At 72.4% G+C, this 17,978-nt stretch carries 18 protein-coding genes; all 18 read right to left on the bottom strand.

Annotated elements, in window-relative coordinates:
• Nucleotides 1-82: 82 nt before the first annotated feature.
• Entirely contained in the window at nucleotides 83-868 is a 786-nt protein-coding gene (gene trpC / locus HP507_RS06720; protein ID WP_175351025.1) for an indole-3-glycerol phosphate synthase TrpC, read from the bottom strand.
• Nucleotides 869-884: 16 nt separating this feature from the next.
• Nucleotides 885-1,124 carry an HGxxPAAW family protein gene (locus HP507_RS06715; protein ID WP_175351022.1) on the bottom strand — a complete coding sequence of 80 codons (240 nt, stop codon included), beginning with the start codon at nucleotides 1,122-1,124 and terminating at the stop codon, nucleotides 885-887.
• The gene (locus HP507_RS06710; RefSeq protein WP_175351021.1) at nucleotides 1,121-1,918 is read right to left on the bottom strand and encodes a Trp biosynthesis-associated membrane protein; all 798 of its coding nucleotides are present in this window, start codon (nucleotides 1,916-1,918) and stop codon (nucleotides 1,121-1,123) included. The genes HP507_RS06715 and HP507_RS06710 overlap by 4 nt, the downstream gene beginning before the upstream one ends.
• Nucleotides 1,918-3,462, bottom strand: a complete 1,545-nt coding sequence (locus HP507_RS06705) for an anthranilate synthase component I (protein WP_175351020.1) — start codon at nucleotides 3,460-3,462, stop codon at nucleotides 1,918-1,920. The genes HP507_RS06710 and HP507_RS06705 overlap by 1 nt, the downstream gene beginning before the upstream one ends.
• Nucleotides 3,459-3,857 carry a phosphoribosyl-AMP cyclohydrolase gene (gene hisI, locus HP507_RS06700; protein WP_175351019.1) on the bottom strand — a complete coding sequence of 133 codons (399 nt, stop codon included), beginning with the start codon at nucleotides 3,855-3,857 and terminating at the stop codon, nucleotides 3,459-3,461. The genes HP507_RS06705 and hisI overlap by 4 nt, the downstream gene beginning before the upstream one ends.
• A gap of 7 nt (nucleotides 3,858-3,864) precedes the next feature.
• Nucleotides 3,865-4,620, bottom strand: a complete 756-nt coding sequence (hisF, locus tag HP507_RS06695) for an imidazole glycerol phosphate synthase subunit HisF (protein ID WP_175351018.1) — start codon at nucleotides 4,618-4,620, stop codon at nucleotides 3,865-3,867.
• Nucleotides 4,621-4,625: 5 nt separating this feature from the next.
• Nucleotides 4,626-5,465, bottom strand: a complete 840-nt coding sequence (gene hisG, locus HP507_RS06690; protein WP_175351017.1) for an ATP phosphoribosyltransferase — start codon at nucleotides 5,463-5,465, stop codon at nucleotides 4,626-4,628.
• A 60-nt stretch (nucleotides 5,466-5,525) separates the two neighbouring features.
• Nucleotides 5,526-5,789, bottom strand: a complete 264-nt coding sequence (locus HP507_RS06685; protein ID WP_175351016.1) for a phosphoribosyl-ATP diphosphatase — start codon at nucleotides 5,787-5,789, stop codon at nucleotides 5,526-5,528.
• A gap of 101 nt (nucleotides 5,790-5,890) precedes the next feature.
• Nucleotides 5,891-6,553: a ribulose-phosphate 3-epimerase gene (rpe, locus tag HP507_RS06680; RefSeq protein WP_175351015.1), complete on the bottom strand. Its 663-nt coding sequence runs from the start codon at nucleotides 6,551-6,553 to the stop codon at nucleotides 5,891-5,893.
• 23 nt (nucleotides 6,554-6,576) lie between these two features.
• Complete coding sequence (locus HP507_RS06675) at nucleotides 6,577-8,118, bottom strand: RsmB/NOP family class I SAM-dependent RNA methyltransferase (protein ID WP_217508552.1); 1,542 nt, start codon at nucleotides 8,116-8,118, stop codon at nucleotides 6,577-6,579.
• Nucleotides 8,115-9,050 (bottom strand): methionyl-tRNA formyltransferase, encoded by a 936-nt coding sequence (gene fmt / locus HP507_RS06670; protein WP_175351014.1) that lies wholly within the window; start codon nucleotides 9,048-9,050, stop codon nucleotides 8,115-8,117. Before fmt ends, HP507_RS06675 begins: the two co-directional genes overlap by 4 nt.
• 80 nt (nucleotides 9,051-9,130) lie before the next feature.
• Nucleotides 9,131-11,197 (bottom strand): hypothetical protein, encoded by a 2,067-nt coding sequence (locus HP507_RS06665; protein WP_175351013.1) that lies wholly within the window; start codon nucleotides 11,195-11,197, stop codon nucleotides 9,131-9,133.
• 143 nt (nucleotides 11,198-11,340) lie between these two features.
• Nucleotides 11,341-12,396, bottom strand: coding sequence for a glycoside hydrolase family 130 protein (locus HP507_RS06660; protein WP_175351012.1), 1,056 nt, complete (start codon nucleotides 12,394-12,396; stop codon nucleotides 11,341-11,343).
• The gene (locus HP507_RS06655; protein ID WP_175351011.1) at nucleotides 12,393-13,505 is read right to left on the bottom strand and encodes a glycoside hydrolase family protein; all 1,113 of its coding nucleotides are present in this window, start codon (nucleotides 13,503-13,505) and stop codon (nucleotides 12,393-12,395) included. The genes HP507_RS06660 and HP507_RS06655 overlap by 4 nt, the downstream gene beginning before the upstream one ends.
• Nucleotides 13,505-14,353, bottom strand: coding sequence for a carbohydrate ABC transporter permease (locus HP507_RS06650; protein WP_175351023.1), 849 nt, complete (start codon nucleotides 14,351-14,353; stop codon nucleotides 13,505-13,507). Before HP507_RS06650 ends, HP507_RS06655 begins: the two co-directional genes overlap by 1 nt.
• Nucleotides 14,354-14,463: 110 nt before the next feature.
• Nucleotides 14,464-15,420 carry a carbohydrate ABC transporter permease gene (locus tag HP507_RS06645; RefSeq protein WP_175351010.1) on the bottom strand — a complete coding sequence of 319 codons (957 nt, stop codon included), beginning with the start codon at nucleotides 15,418-15,420 and terminating at the stop codon, nucleotides 14,464-14,466.
• Between the two features lie 4 nt (nucleotides 15,421-15,424).
• Nucleotides 15,425-16,723, bottom strand: a complete 1,299-nt coding sequence (locus tag HP507_RS06640; RefSeq protein WP_175351009.1) for an ABC transporter substrate-binding protein — start codon at nucleotides 16,721-16,723, stop codon at nucleotides 15,425-15,427.
• Nucleotides 16,724-16,769: 46 nt separating this feature from the next.
• Nucleotides 16,770-17,801 (bottom strand): LacI family DNA-binding transcriptional regulator, encoded by a 1,032-nt coding sequence (locus HP507_RS06635; RefSeq protein ID WP_175351008.1) that lies wholly within the window; start codon nucleotides 17,799-17,801, stop codon nucleotides 16,770-16,772.
• Nucleotides 17,802-17,978: the final 177 nt, after the last annotated feature.

The following is a 17,978-nucleotide window of genomic DNA, read 5'->3' as shown; positions in this document are numbered from 1 at the left end:
GGCGGGACGCCCGGCGGACCGGGCGGGACGCCCGGCGGACCGGGCTGGGACGCCCGGCGGACCGGGCGGGACGGGCGCGGGCTCAGCGGCGGTCGGCGGCTGCGATGAACGACGCGAGCGTGGCGGCGGGGTCGTCGCCCGTGACGAGCGCCTCCCCCACCAGGACGACGTCGGCCCCCGCGGAGCGGTAGTGCGCGACGTCGGCAGGGCCGGCGACAGCGGACTCGGCGACACGGACGACCCCGTCGGGGATGCGATCGGCGAGGGACCCGAACAGGTCGCGGTCGAGCGAGAAGTCGGTCAGGTCGCGGGCGTTCACGCCGAGGATCCGCGCTCCGGCGTCGAGGCCGCGCGAGACCTCGTCCCCGGAGTGCGCCTCGACCAGGACCCGCATGCCGAGTTCTTCGGCCAGGGTGTGGAGTGCGACCAGCTGGTGCTGCTCGAGCGCCGCCACGATGAGGAGCACGACGTCGGCACCCGCCGCCCGCGCCTCGATCACCTGGTACGGGTCGGCGATGAAGTCCTTGCGCAGGACGGGCACCCCGACACGGGCCTTGACGGCTTCGAGGTCGGCGAGACTGCCGAGGAACTTCCGCCCCTCGGTGAGCACGCTGATCGTCGACGCACCGCCGCGCTCGTAGTCGGCCGCGAGGGACGCGGGGTCCTCGATCGACGCCATGGAACCGCGGGAGGGGCTGGCGCGCTTGACCTCGGCGAGGATCTTCACCCGGTCGCCGGGCGCCAGGAACGCGAGGGCGTCGAGCGGGGACGCCACCCGGTCCAGGTCGCGTTCGACGTCCGAGTAGGGACGGTCGACGCGACGGGCCGCGGCGTCCTCGAGCGCGCCCGCGACGAGGGTCTCGAGCACGTTCGGCATGCCGGACCTACTCGGAGTGGTGCTTGGGGACGAACTTCGGGCCGTTCACGCCGTAGCCCGCCTTCGCCATGACGGCACCGACGATGAGGCCGACGAGCACGACACCGGCGGAGACCCAGACGCCCCACGGCTGGTCGAACCAGAAGAACAGCGTGCCGGCCGCGAATCCGATCAGCATGATCACGACGGCGGTCCAGGCTGCCGGCGAGTGGCCTTCGCCGAGTTCTGCGGGCTCAGTGTTGCTCACGGTGCTCCTCGTTCTGCTCCGGCGCCGTCGTTCGACCGGCGCCCGTTCGATCCTACCGTGTCGTCCACGGCTGCCCCCGCGGCAACGCCGCGCGCGGCGCCCTCGCCCGCGCGGTCGTCGGCGCGGTCGCCCGCGCGGTCGTCTGCGCGGTCGTCCGCTCCGCCGTCCCCGGTCGGACCGGGCTCGTCGACGACGGTCGGGTCGACGCCCGCGCTGAGGTCGTCCCAGTCCACCACCGCGTCCCGCTCGACGGGGGCGACGGCACGGGCCTGCGCGGCAGCGCCGGCCGTCTGTGCGCCGTACTTCCGGCTGGGCCCCGGCCAGGCGCGCTGCACGAACAGCACGACCACTCCGAGCAGCACGGCGAGCACCCCGCCCGCGATGCCGACGGCCGGCCAGGCGGAGACGTCCACGCTCGACACGACACGGCGGACGGCGGTGAGGTCGCTCACGCCGGCGACCTCGCCCACGGCACCCTTCGCGGCGGCGACCGGGTCGGCCAGAGCGGTGATGCCGGACACCACGACGCCGAGGCCGAGCAGGATCTCCACGCCGGCGAGCACGATGCGCACCACCCGTCCCGCGATGGTCATCGCGAGGAAGAGCGCGAGGCTCGCGATCGCCAGGGCGGTGTACTGCGGCACCGCTGTCGCACCGTCGGCGTCCACCTTCGCGGTGACCGCGGCGCCCGCCTGCAGGCGGACGGTGAACCAGGTCTGCGTCCACGACAGCATGATGATGCCCGCGACGGCGAGTCCGGCGACGACGACGAGCGGTCGGGAACGTCGGAGCATCACGAGCGGACCTCGCGCATCCGGTTCGCCGTCGCCACGGCACGCAGGGGTGCTGCTGCCTTGTTCACGGCCTCGACGTGCTCGGTCTCCGGGTCGGAGTCGGCCACGAGTCCGGCGCCCGCCTGCACCCGCGCGATGCCGTCCTTGATGAGGGCGGTGCGGATCGCGATCGCGAGGTCGGCGTCCCCGGCGAAGTCGAAGTAGCCGACGACGCCCGCGTAGGCGCCGCGCTTGGCGGGTTCGAGCTCGTCGATGATCTCCAGCGCGCGCGGCTTCGGCGCTCCGGAGAGCGTGCCCGCCGGGAACGTCGCCCGGAACACGTCGATCGCGGACGACCCCGGACGCACGGCGCCCTCGACGCTCGACACGAGGTGCATGATGTGGCTGAACCGCTCGACCGTCATGAACTCGGTCACGGCGACGGTGCCCGGCTCGCACACCTTCTGCAGGTCGTTGCGCGCGAGGTCGACGAGCATGAGGTGCTCGGCGCGCTCCTTCGGGTCCTCCAGGAGGTCCTCGCCGAAGCGGACGTCCTCCTCCGGCGTCGCCCCGCGCGGACGGGAGCCGGCGATCGGGTGCGTGATGGCGCGGCCGGCCTGCACCTTCACGAGGGCCTCCGGCGATGCACCGACGATCCAGAAGCGCTCGTCGGCGGTGTCCGCCAACGACAGGAAGTACATGTACGGGCTCGGGTTGAGCGTCCGCAGCACCCGGTAGACGTCGAGCGGGTCGGCCGTGACCTCGTGGTCGAACCGCTGCGAGATGACGACCTGGAACACGTCGCCGTCGCGGATGAAGTCCTTCGAGCGCTCGACCGCGGCCTGGTACTCGTCCGGGGTGGATCGGTGCGTCGGGGTCGGCTCGGCGATGTCGAACGCCTCCGCCACGGTCGCGATGCTGGGCGCCACGAGGTCGCCCTGCATGCGGTCCAGGCGGGCCTGCGCGTCCGTCCAGAGCGTGTCGGTGTCGTCCGTGCCGTCGTTCAGCACGCTCGCGACGAGGAGCACGAGCCCGGTGCGGTGGTCGAGGGCGGCGAGCTCGGAGACGAACGCGAGCGCCTGCCCGGGCACGTCGAAGTCCGCGGGCGGCACGTTCGGGAGGTGTTCGAGCTGCCGGACTGCCTCCCAGCCGATGAAGCCGACGGTGCCCCCGACGAGCGGCGGCGTGCCCGGGATCCGCGGGGTCGCCCAACGCTCGTGCAGCCGCGCGAGCACCTCGAGCGGTTCGCCGTCGAGCGAGTCCACGGCGCGCGAGGCGGGGATGCCGGTGTCGATCCACGCGGCACGGTCGCCGTCCTGCGTGAGCACGCCGAAGCTGCGGACCCCGACGAACGACCAGCGCGACCACAGGCCGCCCTGTCCGGCGGACTCGAGCAGGAACGTGCCGGGCCGGCCGTCCGCGAGCTTGCGGTAGACGCCCACCGGCGTCTCGCTGTCCGCGTAGAGCGCCCGCACCACCGGGACGACGCGGTGGTCGTCCAGCAGGGCCTCGAACTCCGGCCTGGAGGTCGTGTGCGGCTTGTCGGAGAGCGTCGCGGTGCTCATCGGGTCGTCTCCACTGCCGGGTCGGTCGGCGCGGACGCCGTCACGGGCTCGAGGGGGTCGACGTCGAAGCACCGGTGGGCACCCGTGTGGCAGGCCGCCCCGACCTGCTCGACCGTGACGAGGAGCGTGTCCGCGTCGCAGTCGAACGCCGCACCGCGCACGTACTGCGCGTGGCCGGAGGTGTCGCCCTTGCGCCAGTACTCGTTCCGCGAGCGGGACCAGAAGGTCACGCGTCCCTCGGTGAGGGTGCGGCGGAGGGCTTCCCGGTCCATGTAGCCGAGCATGAGGACGTCCTTCGACGATTCCTCCTGCACGATGGCGGGGAGCAGCCCGTCCGCACCGAACCGCGCGCGGTCGAGGACCGCGTCCGTGCTGGTGCTGGTGCTGTCGGTCATGAGGCCTCTAGCGTACGGCGTGGCCGGCCGCACGCAGCGCGGTCTTGACGTCGCCGACGGTCATCTCGCGGCGGTGGAAGACGCTCGCGGCGAGGACCGCGTCCGCTCCCGCCTCGACGGCGGGGGCGAAGTGCTCGACCCGACCCGCGCCTCCCGAAGCGATGACCGGCACCGAGGAGACCGCACGGACCGCGGCCACGAGCTCGAGGTCGAACCCGTTCTTCGTGCCGTCGGCGTCGATGGAGTTGACGAGCAGCTCCCCCGCGCCGCGCTCGACGGCCTCGTGCGCCCAGGCGATCGCGTCGAGGTCGGACTCGGTCCGGCCGCCGTGCGTCGTGACCACGAACCCGGACGGCATCCGCTCGGACCGCTTGACGTCGAGCGACAGCACGACGGCCTGCGCCCCGAAGCGGTCCGCGATCTCGCCGACCAGCTCGGGCCGGGCGATCGCCGCGCTGTTCACGCCGATCTTGTCGGCGCCGCACTGCTGCAGGCGCGAGACGTCGTCGACGCTCCGCACACCGCCGCCGACCGTGAGGGGGATGAAGACCTGCTCGGCCGTGCGGGTCACCGTGTCGTACATCGTCGCCCGGTTCTCGACCGTGGCGCCGACGTCGAGGAACGTCAGCTCGTCCGCGCCCTGCTCGTAGTAGCGGGCCGCGAGCTCCACCGGGTCACCGGCGTCCTGCAGGTCGAGGAAGTTCACGCCCTTGACGACGCGGCCACCCTTGACGTCGAGGCACGGGATCACCCGCACGGACACGCCGGTCACAGTCGTGCGGCGTGGATCGGGCTGACGAGGATGGCGCGGGCACCGAGGTCGTACAGCGCGTCCATGATGAGGTTCGCGTCCTCGCGCGGGATCATCACGCGGACCGCCGACCAGTCGCGACCGTGCAGCGGCGACACCGTGGGCGACTCGATGCCCGAGGCGACCGCGGTGGCCTGCTCGAGCAGGGCGGTCGGGATGTCGTAGTCGAGCATGACGTAACCGCGGGCGACGAGCACGCCCTGCAGCCGGCGACGGAGGACGTCGATGCCCGGGATGGTCTCGTCGGTGGTGATGAGCAGCGCCGTCGACTCGAGGATGACCGGACCGAAGATCTCGAGCCCGGCTGCACGGAGCGTGCTGCCCGTCGAGACCACGTCGGCCACGGCGTCCGCGACACCGAGACGAACCGCGCTCTCGACGGCCCCGTCGAGCTTGACCAGCGTCGCGGTCACGCCGTGCTTGGCGAGGAAGTCCCCGACCAGCCCGGGGTAGCTCGTCGCCACCCGCACGCCGTCGAGGTCCTGCAGCGTGCTGAACCGCCCCGGCGTCCCGGCGAAGCGGAACGTGGAGTCGGCGAACCCGAGCGCATCGACCTCGTGCGCGGCGGAACCCGAGTCGAGCAGGAGGTCGCGGCCGGTGATGCCGACGTCGAGCGCACCCGAGCCGACGTAGGTCGCGATGTCGCGCGGACGGAGGAAGAAGAACTCCACCCCGTTGCGCTCGTCGAGGAGGTGGAGCGCCTTCGGGTCGCGGCGACCGGCGTACCCGGCCTCCCGCAGCATCTCGGAAGCGGTCTCGGAGAGGGAGCCCTTGTTGGGCACGGCGATGCGGAGCATCAGGGGTTCTGCTTTCTGGTGGGGTCGGTGACGGTCCGTCGGGAGCGCGCGGGGCGCGACCTACAGATGTCGCCAGATGTCCGCCGGGGACAGCCCCTTCGCGACCATGAGCACCTGCAGGTGGTAGATCAACTGCGAGATCTCCTCCGACGTGCGCTCGTCACCCTCGTACTCGGCCGCCATCCAGACCTCGGCTGCCTCTTCCACGATCTTCTTGCCGATCTGGTGCACGCCGGCGTCCAGTTCGGCGACGGTGCCGGAGCCCTCGGGGCGCGTGCGCGCCTTCTCGGTGAGCTCCTGGAACAGGTCGTCGAACGTCTTCACGCCGACCAGGCTACCGTCCTCGGGCGTCGCCCCCGACGTACCGTCCGGACGGGAGGCGCGGCTCGCCCCGGCCGCACCCGTCGCGTCGGACGCGTCCACCGTCACGAGCGCGCGACTGCGGCTGCGGCTTCGCGGAGGTCCGCGATCCGTGCCGCCGGCTCGCCGCCGTACACCGCCGAGCCGGCCACGAGGGTGTCCGCACCGCTCCGCACGGCTTCGGGCACGGTGTCGACCGCGATGCCGCCGTCGACCTCGAGCCAGACGTCGAGGCCCGAGGCGTCGACGGCCGCGCGGGCGTCGGCGAGCTTCGGCATCACGGACGGCATGAACGACTGCCCGCCGAACCCGGGCTCGACGGTCATGAGCAGGATCATGTCGTAGGCGTCGAGGTGGTGCAGCACCTGCGTGATCGGCGTGCCGGGCTTCACGGCCACGGCCGCACGCGCGCCGTTCGACCGGATCGCCGCGGCGGTCGCCACCGGGTCGTCCGCCGCCTCGAAGTGGAAGGTCACGCTCGACGCGCCCGTCTCGGCGTACTTCGGCGCCTCGGTGTCGGCGTCGGTGATCATGAGGTGGACGTCGAGCGGCACCGGGGACACCTCCTGCAGGCGCTGCACGATCGGCAGGCCCAGGGTGAGGTTCGGCACGAAGTGGTTGTCCATCACGTCGACGTGCACCAGGTCGGCGGTCTCGATGCGGTGGAGCTCGCGCTCGAGGTTCGCGAAGTCGGCGGACAGGATGCTCGGCGAGATGCGGATCGTCACCCCCCAACCCTACCGGCGGCGCGTCAGGCGGCGCGGCGGAACAGCGCGATGAACATCGCGTCCGTGCCGATCCGGTGCGGCCACAGCTGCACCGTCTTGCCGTCCGCGACGCGGGGGTCCCGCGCCGCGACCCCCCGCACCACCGAGGCCGTGTCGACCTGCTCGAGCACGTCCCCGTGGCGCGCCATGAACGCATCCACCTGCCCCCGCGTCTCCGCCAGGTGCGGCGAGCACGTCACGTACGCCAGCGTCCCGCCCGGCGCGAGCACCCGCACAGCGGCGTCGAGCAGCTCGCTCTGCAGCGCGGCGAGCTCCGGGACGTCCTCAGGCTGCTTCCGCCACCGCGCCTCGGGTCGACGCCGGAGCGCCCCGAGCCCCGTGCACGGCGCGTCGAGGAGGATGCGGTCGAACGTCACGCCGGCACCGTCCCGGCCGAAGCGCCGGCCGTCGCCCTCGACGACGGTCACGCCCTCCCCGAAGTCGGCGAGGGCCTTCCGCACGAGTCCGGCACGCGCCGGCACGAGTTCGTTCGCCACGAGGGTGGCTCCGCCCTGTGCGGCCTCGGCTGCGAGCAGCGCCGCCTTGCCGCCCGGGCCGGCGCACAGGTCGAGCCAGCGCTCCCCCGGCCGGATCGCGGACGACCGGCTCAGGGCGAGGGCGGCCAGCTGCGATCCCTCGTCCTGCACACGGAGCCGTCCCGCGCTGACGCCGGGCACGCGTGCCGGATCGCCGGTGATGCCACGGATGCCGACCGGCGAGACGGGGAGGTCCGCCTCGGGGTCGGTGGGGCGGACGGGAGGCGCGGCCTCCGTGTTCTCGTGAGCTGCGGTCCCGGGGTCGGCCGGCGCCGGTTCTGCGGACGGTGCGTCCGCGTCATCGGTCACGTCGTCGGCCGTGGCGGCGTGCTCGGTCGCGGCGACGAGGTCCTCGTCGGTGGCGCGTCCGGGCAGCGCGGCGAGCTGCACGCGCGGAGCGACGTTGTCGGCCGCGAGCAGTGCGGCGAGCTCGTCACGAGACCGCTCGGCGGCGAGGGCGTCCCGGAGCGCCGCGACCACCCAGGTCGGGTGCGACCAGCGGGTGGCGAGCAGCGCGTCACCGCCACGACCCTCGGTGATCAGCGCGTCCCACTCGTCGTCGGTGCGGGCGCCGACCTTGCGCAGCACGGCGTTCACGAACCCCGTGGCGCGGTGGGCGCCGACCTCACGGGCGAGTTCGACCGTGGCCGAGACGGCCGCGTGGGTCGGGGTGCGCATCCCGAGCAGCTGGTGCGCCCCGAGCCGCATGACGTCGAGCACGTCGGACTCGATGTTGTCGATCCGGCGACCCGACGCCAGGGCGATGATCGCGTCGTACCTCCCGAGCATCCGGATCGAGCCGTAGGTCAGTTCGGTGGCGAACGCGGCGTCGCGCGCTGAGAGCCCGGCGCGGCGGATGCGCGTCGGCAGGAGGAGGTTCGCGTAGGCGTCGTCGACCTGGACGGCACGAAGGACGTCGAACGCCACCCGGCGGGCGCTGGTCTGCCGCGGACCGTGGTTCCGGCGCCGGCCGGTGTTCGTGCTGCTCATGCCAGGACCTTCCCGTCCAGTTCGCCGAGGCCCCGCGCCCACGCGGCGGCGTCCATCGGCTTCTTGCCGGCGGGCTGCACCTCGGTGAGCACGAGCGGGTCGTCGGCGGTCCCGACGAGCAGCCCACCGCCCTGGACGGCCAACGCGCCGGGGGCGAGCGACGGGGCGGGGTCCCCCGCGCCTCCCGGCACTCGGCTGCTGCGGAGCAGCTTCACGCGGGTCTCGCCGAGGTGGGCGTACGCGCCGGGCTCGGGGGTGACACCGCGGAGGCGGGCGTGCACGACGGCGGCGGGCGCGCTGAAGTCGATGCGGCCGTCCTCGATCGTGAGCTTCGGGGCGAGGGTGGGCTCACCGGACTGCTCGGTGGCGACGGCGGTGCCGGCGGCGATGCCGTCGACCACGCGGGCGACGGTGTCGGCGCCGGCCTCGGCCATGGCGGCGAGCACCTCGCCCGAGGTCGCCTCGGGGTCGATGTCGAACGGGTCGCTCGCGTACACCGGGCCCGCGTCGAGCGCTTCGACGAGCTGGAAGACCGTCGCGGCGGTGCGGGTGTCGCCGGCCATCACCGCACGCTGGACCGGTGCGGCGCCGCGGTACTGCGGCAGGTCGGAGAAGTGCAGGTTGACCCAGCCGTGGCGCGGAGCGTCGAGCGCGGCGCGACGGAGCAGGGCACCGTAGGCGACGATCACGCCGAGGTCGACGTCCAGCTCGGCGATGCGGGCGGTGACCTCGTCGTCGACGCGGGCGGCCTCGATCACCGGCAGCCCGAGTTCCTCGGCGACCTGCGCGACGGGCGTGGGCGTGAGGACGCGCTTCCGGCCCTGCGGGGTCGCCGGACGGGTGAGCACCGCGGCGATCTCGTGCTCGGACGCCGCGAGTCGGCGGAGGGTGGGGACGGCCGCAGCGGGGCTGCCGGCGACGACGAGACGCATGGGTTCGATCCTCCCATGTCCGCAGCCGCCGGAGGTGCCGGCGGCTGCGGAGACAGGTGCGGTCGGTGCGGGCCGAGCGGTCAGCCCACCACGGTGAACCCGCCCGGGGCCAGCGGGACGCTGTCGGCGCGCAGGTGCACGGAGCGGACGAGACGGCCGTCGGCGTCGAACACGGAAGCGGTGCGTCCACGGCCTCCCACGATGGTGCCGGAACGCGCGGATCCCGTGCTGTCCACGACGAGGTCGACGGGCTTCGCTCCGGTGAGTCCGAGGTGCGCCACGACCGGCTGGACGAGCACGGCATCGAGGTCGAGCGCGCCGGACGTGACCCGGGCTGTGATGCTGGTGACCCCGGCCGGGACCACCGTGGCGAGCCGGAGCGGGTGCAGGAACGTCGAGGTGGGCGCGCTCCCCTGCTCGCCGGCTCCGCCGTTCTGCGTCGTCCCGAGCCTGGTCGGTCGGCCGGGAGCCGAGGTCGTCCACGTCGTCGTCCCGGCGGCACCTGCCTGCTGCGACACCACCGGCGCCAGGACGACGGGACCGTGGCCGGCGGGCAGGGCGATGGTGACCGTCCCGCCTGCCGGGGCCTGCACCGACGCCGAGCCCGACCAGTTCGCCGAGCCGGTCCACGCCGTCGCGTTCTGGACGACGGTTGCCCCGCCACCGAGGACGCCGGACTCGGCCTCCACGGTCGTGATCCCCTGCACCGCGGACCGCCCGTCGATCGCCGTCGCCGCCGCACGGATCGCGGGATGAGCGTCGAGCGCGAGCATCGTCAGCGCCGTGTGGATGGCGGACTCGGCGCCGCAACCCCGGTTCACGGTGCCGTCGGCAGCGATGCCGTCGACGCACGCCCCGGTCGCGCGGTCGTACACCGGCACGCCGGCGGGGTTCGCGCCGAAGAACCACGACGCGGCGATCCCGGCGAGCGCTGCCTGACCGTCGTTGCCGGTGGCGTCGGCCGTGGCCGTGAAGGACTCGACGAGCGAGTCCGCCCCGTACGCGATCTGCGTCCGGTCGAACGGCGTCGGCGTCCAGCCGTTGTCCGGGCCGCCGCTGGTGAGCAGCTGCGTACCGAACTGTGCGGTGGCGCGTTCGGCGTCCTGCTCCCAGGCGGACCGGTGCAGCACGGCGCCGGCACGGGCGAGGGCTGCCGGTGCCATGCCACCCCAGGCGTTCCACGTCGACTGCGAGGTCGCGGAGGGCAGGACGGCGCCGTACGGCCAGGTGCCGGGGCCGCCGCGCTGCATGCCCGCGATGCCCTCGGTCTCGTGCTGGAGCACGGTCCGGACGCCGTGGTCGGACGGGACCGCCGCCGAGTACGCGCTCAGGCCGAGGACGGCCTCGGCGGTGGCGCTCGTCGAGTCCGCGATGAGCCACGCGGGGACCCGGGACCCGTTCACGGTGTCGTACCGCCCGTACTGCGCGAGGGAACCGCGTTCGAGCGCCCCGATCGCGAGGTGGAGCCGGTCCTGCAGGAAGCGGGCGAACCCGGGGTCGGTGTGTCGGAACGCGGGGTAGGCCTCGCCGAGCGCCCAGATCGTCCGGGCGGTCCAGAACGAGTCGGCGGAGTCGGAGGGGTTCGGGCTGTCCGGCGGCGTCGGCGTGGTGTCGAGCGTGCCGTCGGGCTGCTGCCAGAGCACGACGTTCCCGGCGTCCGGGCCGGTCGAGGTCTGCAGGTAGGTCAGGGACCGCAGGAGCTCACGCGCGATGTCGAGGCTGCTGGGCGTGCGGTCCTGCTCCCAGTCGCGGACGTACACGACCGCAGCCCTGCTGATGTCGTCCGCGTCGAAGGCTCCCTGACCCCAGTGGCCGGTCGCCGGGTCCAGCGTGCCCCCGCCGACGCGACGGTAGGTCCCGTCGGCGTCCCGGTCCGCGTAGACCCACGGGGCGCGGGCGGTCGGGTCGGACGCCTGGTCGTACGTCGTGTGACCGGGGACCCCGGACAGCAGCGGGACGTCGTCGAGCAGGAAGTCGAGGTGGTCGAGGTTCGTGAGGGTGCCGCCCGACCCGGCGGGCGCCTTCGCGGTGGTGGCCGGAGCGGTGGTGGCCGGCGCGGCGACCGCGGCGGTGGGGAGCGTCAGCACCGTGGTGGTGACGACGGCGGCCACGGCGAGCGCGGCGACGGTGGTGGTGCGATGCGGCATTGCATGCTCCTCGGTCAGGTCTTGCGGTGCGGCGGTGCTCGGCGACGCCGGCGCGGTGGTGCTCGGCGACGCCGGCGCGGTGGTGCTCGGCGACGCCGGCGCGGTGGTGCTCGGCGGTGCGCGCGCAGGCCTCCGGCGTCGGTTCAGCGCCGGACGAGCCGGGCGACGCCGATCTTGGAGTCCGCCATGCCGTAGAAGACGTGGCGGACGCCGTCGATCTCCTCGACGGCGGTGGGGAAGACGACGTTCGGCACGATGCCGGAGCGTTCGTCCTCGGTGTCGGCGGTCATGAGCGGTTCGGAGGTCCGTCGGACGACCTCCCACGGACGGTCGGCGTCGAGGATCATCGCGCCGGCGGCGTAGTTGACGTTCTGCTGCTGGGCGAGTGACCCGACGAGTTCTCCGGTGACGCCGTGGTGGAGCAGGAGCCAGCCCTCCGGTACGCGGATCGGCGCCGGCCCGGCGCCGATCTTGAGTTCCTCGAAGTCCGCTTCGGGTGCGGCGAGCACGCGGTGTCCGCGCCACTCGGCGAGCGCTCCGACGTCGGCGCGGATCCGGTCGAGGGGGACGAAGGAGATCCAGATGGACGGGCGGGTGTCGGTGACCCAGGAGGGCGGGTGGACGCCCTCCCCCGGTCGGATCTCGGAGAGGTCCCAGGCGGGGCGGTGCAGGACGGCGAGGCTGGGGGTGCCGTCGGGTGCGGTGACGGGTTCGGGCAGGAAGACGCAGTCCTTGTTGAAGTACAGGGCGAGGTCGACGTCGAGCGCGTCGTCGTAGGCGAAGCGGACGGGTCCGAGGCGCCGCCAGGTGCGGAGGTCGTCGGAGACGGCGACGGCGGTGTGGGGGCCGAGGGGGCCGTAGGCGACGTAGGTCATGACGTGCAGTCCGAGTGCGGGCACCCAGGTGGTGCGGGGGTCCTCGACGCCGGCGTTCTGAGCGCCGGTCTCCCACGTGCGTTCGGGTTCGAGGACGGTTCCCTGTCGTTCGACGCCGACGGGGACGCCGTCCTCGACGAGGACGCGGGCGATGCCGATGCGGGAGACGTTGCCGGCGGCGACGAGTCGGGGCAGCAGGTACAGCTCGCCGTCGGGGCCGCGGCCGCTGGCGGGGTTGAGGACGCCCTCGGCTTCGAGGGGTTCGTCCGGCAGGGGTTCCATGACGACGCCGATGCGTTCGAGGGCGTACGGGAAGTCGGTCATCGTGCTGCCTCTCGGTACAGGTACATCGTGCGGCTGTCGGCGGGCGCGTCCCATCCCTGCGCGAACACCCGGTCGCCGGCCTGTCCGGGCGGGGTGTCGGCGCCGGGCCAGCGGAGCAGTCCGCCCCAGGCGAGCGAGCCGCCCGCGTGCACGTCGAGCTGTCGTGCGGGTTCGTGCACGTCGTAGAGCGCCTGTCCGGCGGCGAACGCTCCGGACGGGTCGGCGTGGAAGAAGTCGAGGACGAGCCGGTCGCCGTCCACGACGGCGCAGGCGACCTCGTGCAGCTGCGGTCCGAGGGCGCTGACGTCGAGGTAGTCCTCGTGCGTGAAGGTCCAGTGCCGCATGTCGTCGGAGTGACCGACGGTGAGGCGTCCGCCACAACCCTCGGAGACGTACATGCGGTACTCGCCGTCGACGCGGACGGCTCGGCCGCGGTCGTCGCGTGGGATCACGGCGCCCTTGGCCCAGAGGTGCGAGACCTCGTACGGGACGACGATGCCGGTCTTCTGCCAGTGCTCGAGGTCGTCGGAGACGGCGAGCATGATGTCGCAGCCGACGTCGCCGGCGTCCGGGTAGGTGCCGCGTTCGGGGGTGTCGCGGGTGTCCCAGATGCCGTTGTAGAAGCACCACCACCGTCCTTCGGCGCGGTAGAGCTTGGGGTCCTCGACGCCGAGCGCCTCGTTCGGCAGGGTCGGCCAGATGGCCGGTGCCCCGTCGTCGACCCAGCCGTCCAGGGTCAGGACGGCGTGCCCGATCCGGGACGAGGTGGATTCCTTCCGCGGTGACGCCCGGTACAGCAGGTGGAGGGCGTGTCGCGCCTCCCGGCCCGCTTCGTCGGTGAGGACGGCGGTCCCACGCTCGTCGGGGGCGATGCCGAGGGTGGGGTTGAAGACGCTGGACGCCGTCCAGCCGATGCTGGTCGGGTCGGTCCAGTCCGGCGCGGTGAAGGTGAGGTCGGGGTCGCGGTGGAACGGGCCGATCATCCACGCGGGCGGGTCGTCGTACCGGGCGGAGAAGTCGTCGGTCGAGATCCGGTCGGTCAGTGCGTTGGTGTGCCGGAGGGCACGGTCGAGGTCGGCGGCGAGCGCCGCCCGGGTGAGGGTCTGCATCAGCCCTTCACCCCCGACCCGATGTCGGTTGCGATGAAGTACCGCTGGAACACGATGAAGAGCACGACGACGGGGGCGGCGAGGACGACCGCGCCGGCGAGGATCGCCCCGTACGGGTTCGCGGTGGACGACGCGACGTTCGAGATGTAGTTGGCGAGCGACACCGCGAGCGGCTGCATCGATGCCTCCTTGGTGATGAGGAAGGGCCAGAGGAAGTCGTTCCAGGGGCCGATGAACGTGACGAGCACGACCGTGACGAGGGCCGGGCGCACCAGGGGCAGGGCGACGTTCCAGAGGACGCGGAGCTCGCCGGCGCCGTCGATGCGGGCGGCGTCGAAGATCTCCTGCGGGATCTGCAGGAAGTACTGCCGGAAGATCACCACGGCCGCGGAGTTGATGGCGAAGGGCAGGATCATGCCGAGGTAGTTGTCGCTGAGGCCGTAGTCGCGGGCGATGAGGACGTAGAGCGGGATCATCAGCAGTTGGAACGGCACGACCTGGACGAGCAGGGCGAGCGCGAACGTGACGCCGCGGCCGCGCCACTGCAGCACGGCGAGGGCGTACCCGGCGAGCAGCCCGAACACGACGGTGCAGAGCAGCACGCCGCCCGTGAAGATGCCCGAGTTGAGCAGGCCCTGCAGCAGGTTCACGCGGTCGTTGATCGTCCCGAAGTTGTGCAGGTCGATGTTCGCCGGGTTCGGGAAGGCGCCGGCGAGGCTCGTGTCCGGCTCCCGTTGCAGCGACCCGATGACCATGTAGTAGAACGGGAAGAGGAACACGACCGCGCCGACGAGCAGCACGGCGAACCGGAGCGCGGCCTGGCCGCGCGAGAGGCTGACGCCGTCCATGCGCCGGGGTCGCTTCCGCCGCGGGGTGTCCGTCCTGGAGGCGCGGCTCGCCCCGGGCACACCGGCTGCGGTCGTGGGGACGGCTGTGCCGGTCATGTCGGTCGCGTCGGTCATGACTCTCGTCCTCCTGCGAATCGGTTCTGGAGCCAGGCGATGACGAGGACACCGATCATGAGCACGATGCCGATCGCGGCCGCGTACCCGGGGTGTCCCTGCTGGATGCCCTGTTGGTAGATGAGGAGCACGGGGCTCGTGGACGCCCCGTTCGGGCCACCGCCTCCGGTGAGCAGGTACGGCTCGGTGAAGAGGTTCGCGCCGATGACGGTGCTGAGCAGGAGCACGAGCACGGTCGCCGGTCGGACGCCGGGCACGGTCACCGAGAAGAACTGGCGGACGCGTCCGGCACCGTCGGTCGCCGCGGACTCGTAGAGCTCCTTCGGCACGTTCTGGAGCGCGGCGAGGTACAGCAGGATGTAGAACCCGAGCTGCTTCCACGTGACGAAGACCGCGATCATCGGCATCGCGAGCGCCGAGTTGCTCAGCCACGACGGGCTCGGAGCGAGTGGTCCGAGCAGGCTGTTGACGACGCCGTTCTGGCTGAACAGGAACAGCCAGACGCCGACGACCGCGACGCTCGCGGTGACGTAGGGCACGTAGTAGCTGACGCGGAAGAACGTGGACCAGCGGACGACGCTGTTCAGCGCTGCCGAGAGCACGAGCGCGAGCACCACCGTGAGGGGCACGTTGATGACGAGGAACACGGCCACGTTCCGGAACGACTGCAGCACCTGCGGGTCCTGGAACACCCGGACGTAGTTCTGCAGCCCGACCCAGGGCCGGTCGACGGTCACGCCCGGCGCGGCGAAGAAGTAGTCCTTGAAGGACATGTACACGGCGAAGCACACCGGGTACGCGAAGATCGCGAGGACGAACACCAGGTACGGGGCGCTGAACAGCCACCCGAGCGGGTTCCGGCCGAGGACCTTCTGCAGGGCGGGGCGCGGGGCCCGACCCGGCGCGGTGCCGGGTCGGACCCTGCCGCGGGGCGAGGTCGTCTGCGTGGTCACGGCGTCACTTCTGCTGTGCCTGCTGGGTGAACTTCGTCGCGGCCTGCTTCAGCTGCGCCTTGAGGTCGCCGTCGCCGGAGATCACGGCCTTCGTGTAGAAGTCGCGGAACCCCTGCAGCGCGGCGATCGTGTTCGGCCCGGTCGGGTCGTCGACGGTGCGGGCGGCCTGCGAACCGAACTCCTTGTACGCCGGGTTCTGGGAGAAGTAGTCGGCGTAGGTGGTGGCGAGGTCCGTGCGGATCGGCATCTGCCCGGTGGTCTCGAGGAGCTTCCGGTCCTGGTCGCTGCTCGTGGTGTACTTCAGGAAGTCCCACGCGGTGCCCTGGTTCTTGCAGGACGAGTACATGCCGACGTTCTTCGCGTCCGGGAACGTGTAGGTCTTGTCGGCTGCGGTGCCGTCCTTCGTGGGGACGGGCACGCTGCCCCAGTTCACCTTGCCCTTGTAGGACGCGATCGCCCACGGACCGACGATCGCCATCGCGGCCTTGCCGGTCGCGAACGCGTCGCCCTGGACCTGCTCGGTGCCGGCGTAGCCCTTCGCGTAGACGGTCTTCCAGAAGTTCGCGACGTCGTAGCCGGCCTGGTCGTCGAACGTCGCCTTGTTGTCCTTCGTCGCGATGCCCTTGCCGCCGGTCTCGGCGGCGTACAGCGGCAGGAAGTCGAAGTTCGGCTGGAAGAACTCGCTGGTCGGCGTCGGGTAGATCGCGTACGGGGCGGCCCCGCTGTCCTTGATCTTCTGCGCGGCGGCGAGGAACTCGTCGTACGTGCCGAGCTTCGGGTCGGTCGTGCTCAGTCCGGCCTTGGCGAAGAGGTCCTTGTTGTAGAAGATCATCACCGGGTTCGACTTCCACGGCATCTGGTAGAAGTCGCCGTCCGCGGACTTGTACTGGTCGGCGACGTCGCCGGAGCGCTTCTGGATGTAGGCGTCGGCGCCGGAGAACTTCGACAGGTCGACGAGGCCGCCCTGCTTCTGGAACTGCCCGGTCGCGGCGGGGAGGTTGTTGTACACCAGGCACGGGGTCGTCCCGGCGGTGATGGCCGCGCCGATGACCTCCTCCGTGCTCTTGCCGGCCGGCACCTCCTGCCCCTTGACCTGCTCGTCCGGGTGCGTCTTGTTCCAGGACGCGACGGCGGCCTTGCCCCACTGGACTTCTTGTTCGTTGTTCGAGTACCAGATGGTGATCGGGCCCTTGGCCTTCATCGCGTCGCTCGAGGAGGCATCGCTGCCGCCGGAGCACCCGCTGAGGACGAGTGCTGTGGCGGCGGCGACTGCCGTCCCGATGGCGATCATGCGGCGTTGCATGGTGACTCCTTCGTCGGTGCTGCGTTCGGGTCGGTGGTGTTCCCGGTCAGGCCGGGTTCCGGAGCGGCGCTCCGGTGGAACCCCGCACGATGAGCCGTGCCGGGGTGAGTGTGCGGTCGACGGGGTCCTTCCCGTCGACGAGGTCGAGGAGGGTGGCCGCGACGACGCGACCCCACTCCGCCGGGTCGTTGTCGAGCGTGGTCAGCGCCGGGTAGACGTGGCGGCCGATCTGCGAGCCGTCGAGCCCGGAGATCGAGACGTCGTCCGGCACCCGGAACCCGAGGCGCTGGGCGACGGCCATGCCGGCGATCGCCATGGGGTCGTTGCCGTAGACGATCGCCGTGGGGCGGTCGCGCGGGTCGGTGCCGAGCAGGTCCTCGGTCGCCGACGCGCCGGCTTCGGGCGAGAAGTCCGTGGGCGTCACGACCGCCCGGACCCCGAGGGCCTCGGCCGTCCGCTCGAACTGCTCGCGTCGAGCGTGCCCGTGGAGCATGTCGTCGTTGCCGGCGACGTGTGCGATCCGGGTGTGCCCGAGGTCGGCGAGGTAGTGGACGAGGTCGTCGATGCCGTGCTCGTACTCACGGCGGACCGCGGGGAACGGACTCGGGACGTCGGGCTCACCAAGCGTGACCGCCACGGAGCCGAGTTCCGCGACGAGGGCCACGCGGGGATCGGCGCGCCGGAGGTCCGTGATGATGAAGCCGTCCACGCGGCCGTCACCGGCGAGCGTGCGGTAGGTGCGCTCCTCGGCGTCCGCGTCCGGGACGACGCTCAGCACGAGGACCTGCCCCCGCTCGCTCAGCACGGCTTCGAGCCCGGCGATGAACGCGGCGAAGAACGGGTCGGTCTCGATGATGCTCGGGTCCCGTGTCACCACGAGGCCGAGCGCGGAGGTCCGGCGGCTCGTCAGGCTGCGCGCCGCGGCGTTCGGCCGCCAGCCGATGTCGTCGGCGGCGGAACGGATGCGTGCTCGGGTGTCCGCGTTGACGCCCGGACGATCGTTGAGCGCGAGGGACACCAGCCCCTTCGACACTCCCGCGTGCCGGGCGACGTCGGTGATGGTGGGACGGCGTTCCACGCGTGTCTCCCTCCGACGCGACGCTGCGTCTGAACCGGTTTAATTGAACCGGTTTAGTCTCCCACGCCTCCTGCGACCGTGCAAGCCCCATCGACCGCGCCCCCGCAAACCGCCCTCCTTGCGTTTTGCGGGCGGCCGGCGGCAGCGGGCGGGCGGCGGCGCGCCGGGCTCGTCAGC

It is taken from the genome of Curtobacterium pusillum, from assembly GCF_013359865.1.
Lineage (GTDB): Bacteria > Actinomycetota > Actinomycetes > Actinomycetales > Microbacteriaceae > Curtobacterium > Curtobacterium pusillum.
This window is presented reverse-complemented; position numbering and strand designations above follow the sequence as displayed.

Coding starts and splice junctions, on each gene's coding strand:
- HP507_RS06710 (WP_175351021.1), bottom strand. CDS start 1,918: ATGCTCCGACGTTCCCGACCGCTCGTCGTCGTCGCCGGACTCGCCGTC.
- HP507_RS06705 (WP_175351020.1), bottom strand. CDS start 3,462: ATGAGCACCGCGACGCTCTCCGACAAGCCGCACACGACCTCCAGGCCG.
- hisI (WP_175351019.1), bottom strand. CDS start 3,857: ATGACCGACAGCACCAGCACCAGCACGGACGCGGTCCTCGACCGCGCG.
- hisG (WP_175351017.1), bottom strand. CDS start 5,465: ATGCTCCGCATCGCCGTGCCCAACAAGGGCTCCCTCTCCGAGACCGCT.
- HP507_RS06675 (WP_217508552.1), bottom strand. CDS start 8,118: ATGAGCAGCACGAACACCGGCCGGCGCCGGAACCACGGTCCGCGGCAG.
- fmt (WP_175351014.1), bottom strand. CDS start 9,050: ATGCGTCTCGTCGTCGCCGGCAGCCCCGCTGCGGCCGTCCCCACCCTC.
- HP507_RS06665 (WP_175351013.1), bottom strand. CDS start 11,197: ATGCCGCATCGCACCACCACCGTCGCCGCGCTCGCCGTGGCCGCCGTC.
- HP507_RS06660 (WP_175351012.1), bottom strand. CDS start 12,396: ATGACCGACTTCCCGTACGCCCTCGAACGCATCGGCGTCGTCATGGAA.
- HP507_RS06655 (WP_175351011.1), bottom strand. CDS start 13,505: ATGCAGACCCTCACCCGGGCGGCGCTCGCCGCCGACCTCGACCGTGCC.
- HP507_RS06650 (WP_175351023.1), bottom strand. CDS start 14,353: ATGGACGGCGTCAGCCTCTCGCGCGGCCAGGCCGCGCTCCGGTTCGCC.
- HP507_RS06640 (WP_175351009.1), bottom strand. CDS start 16,723: ATGCAACGCCGCATGATCGCCATCGGGACGGCAGTCGCCGCCGCCACA.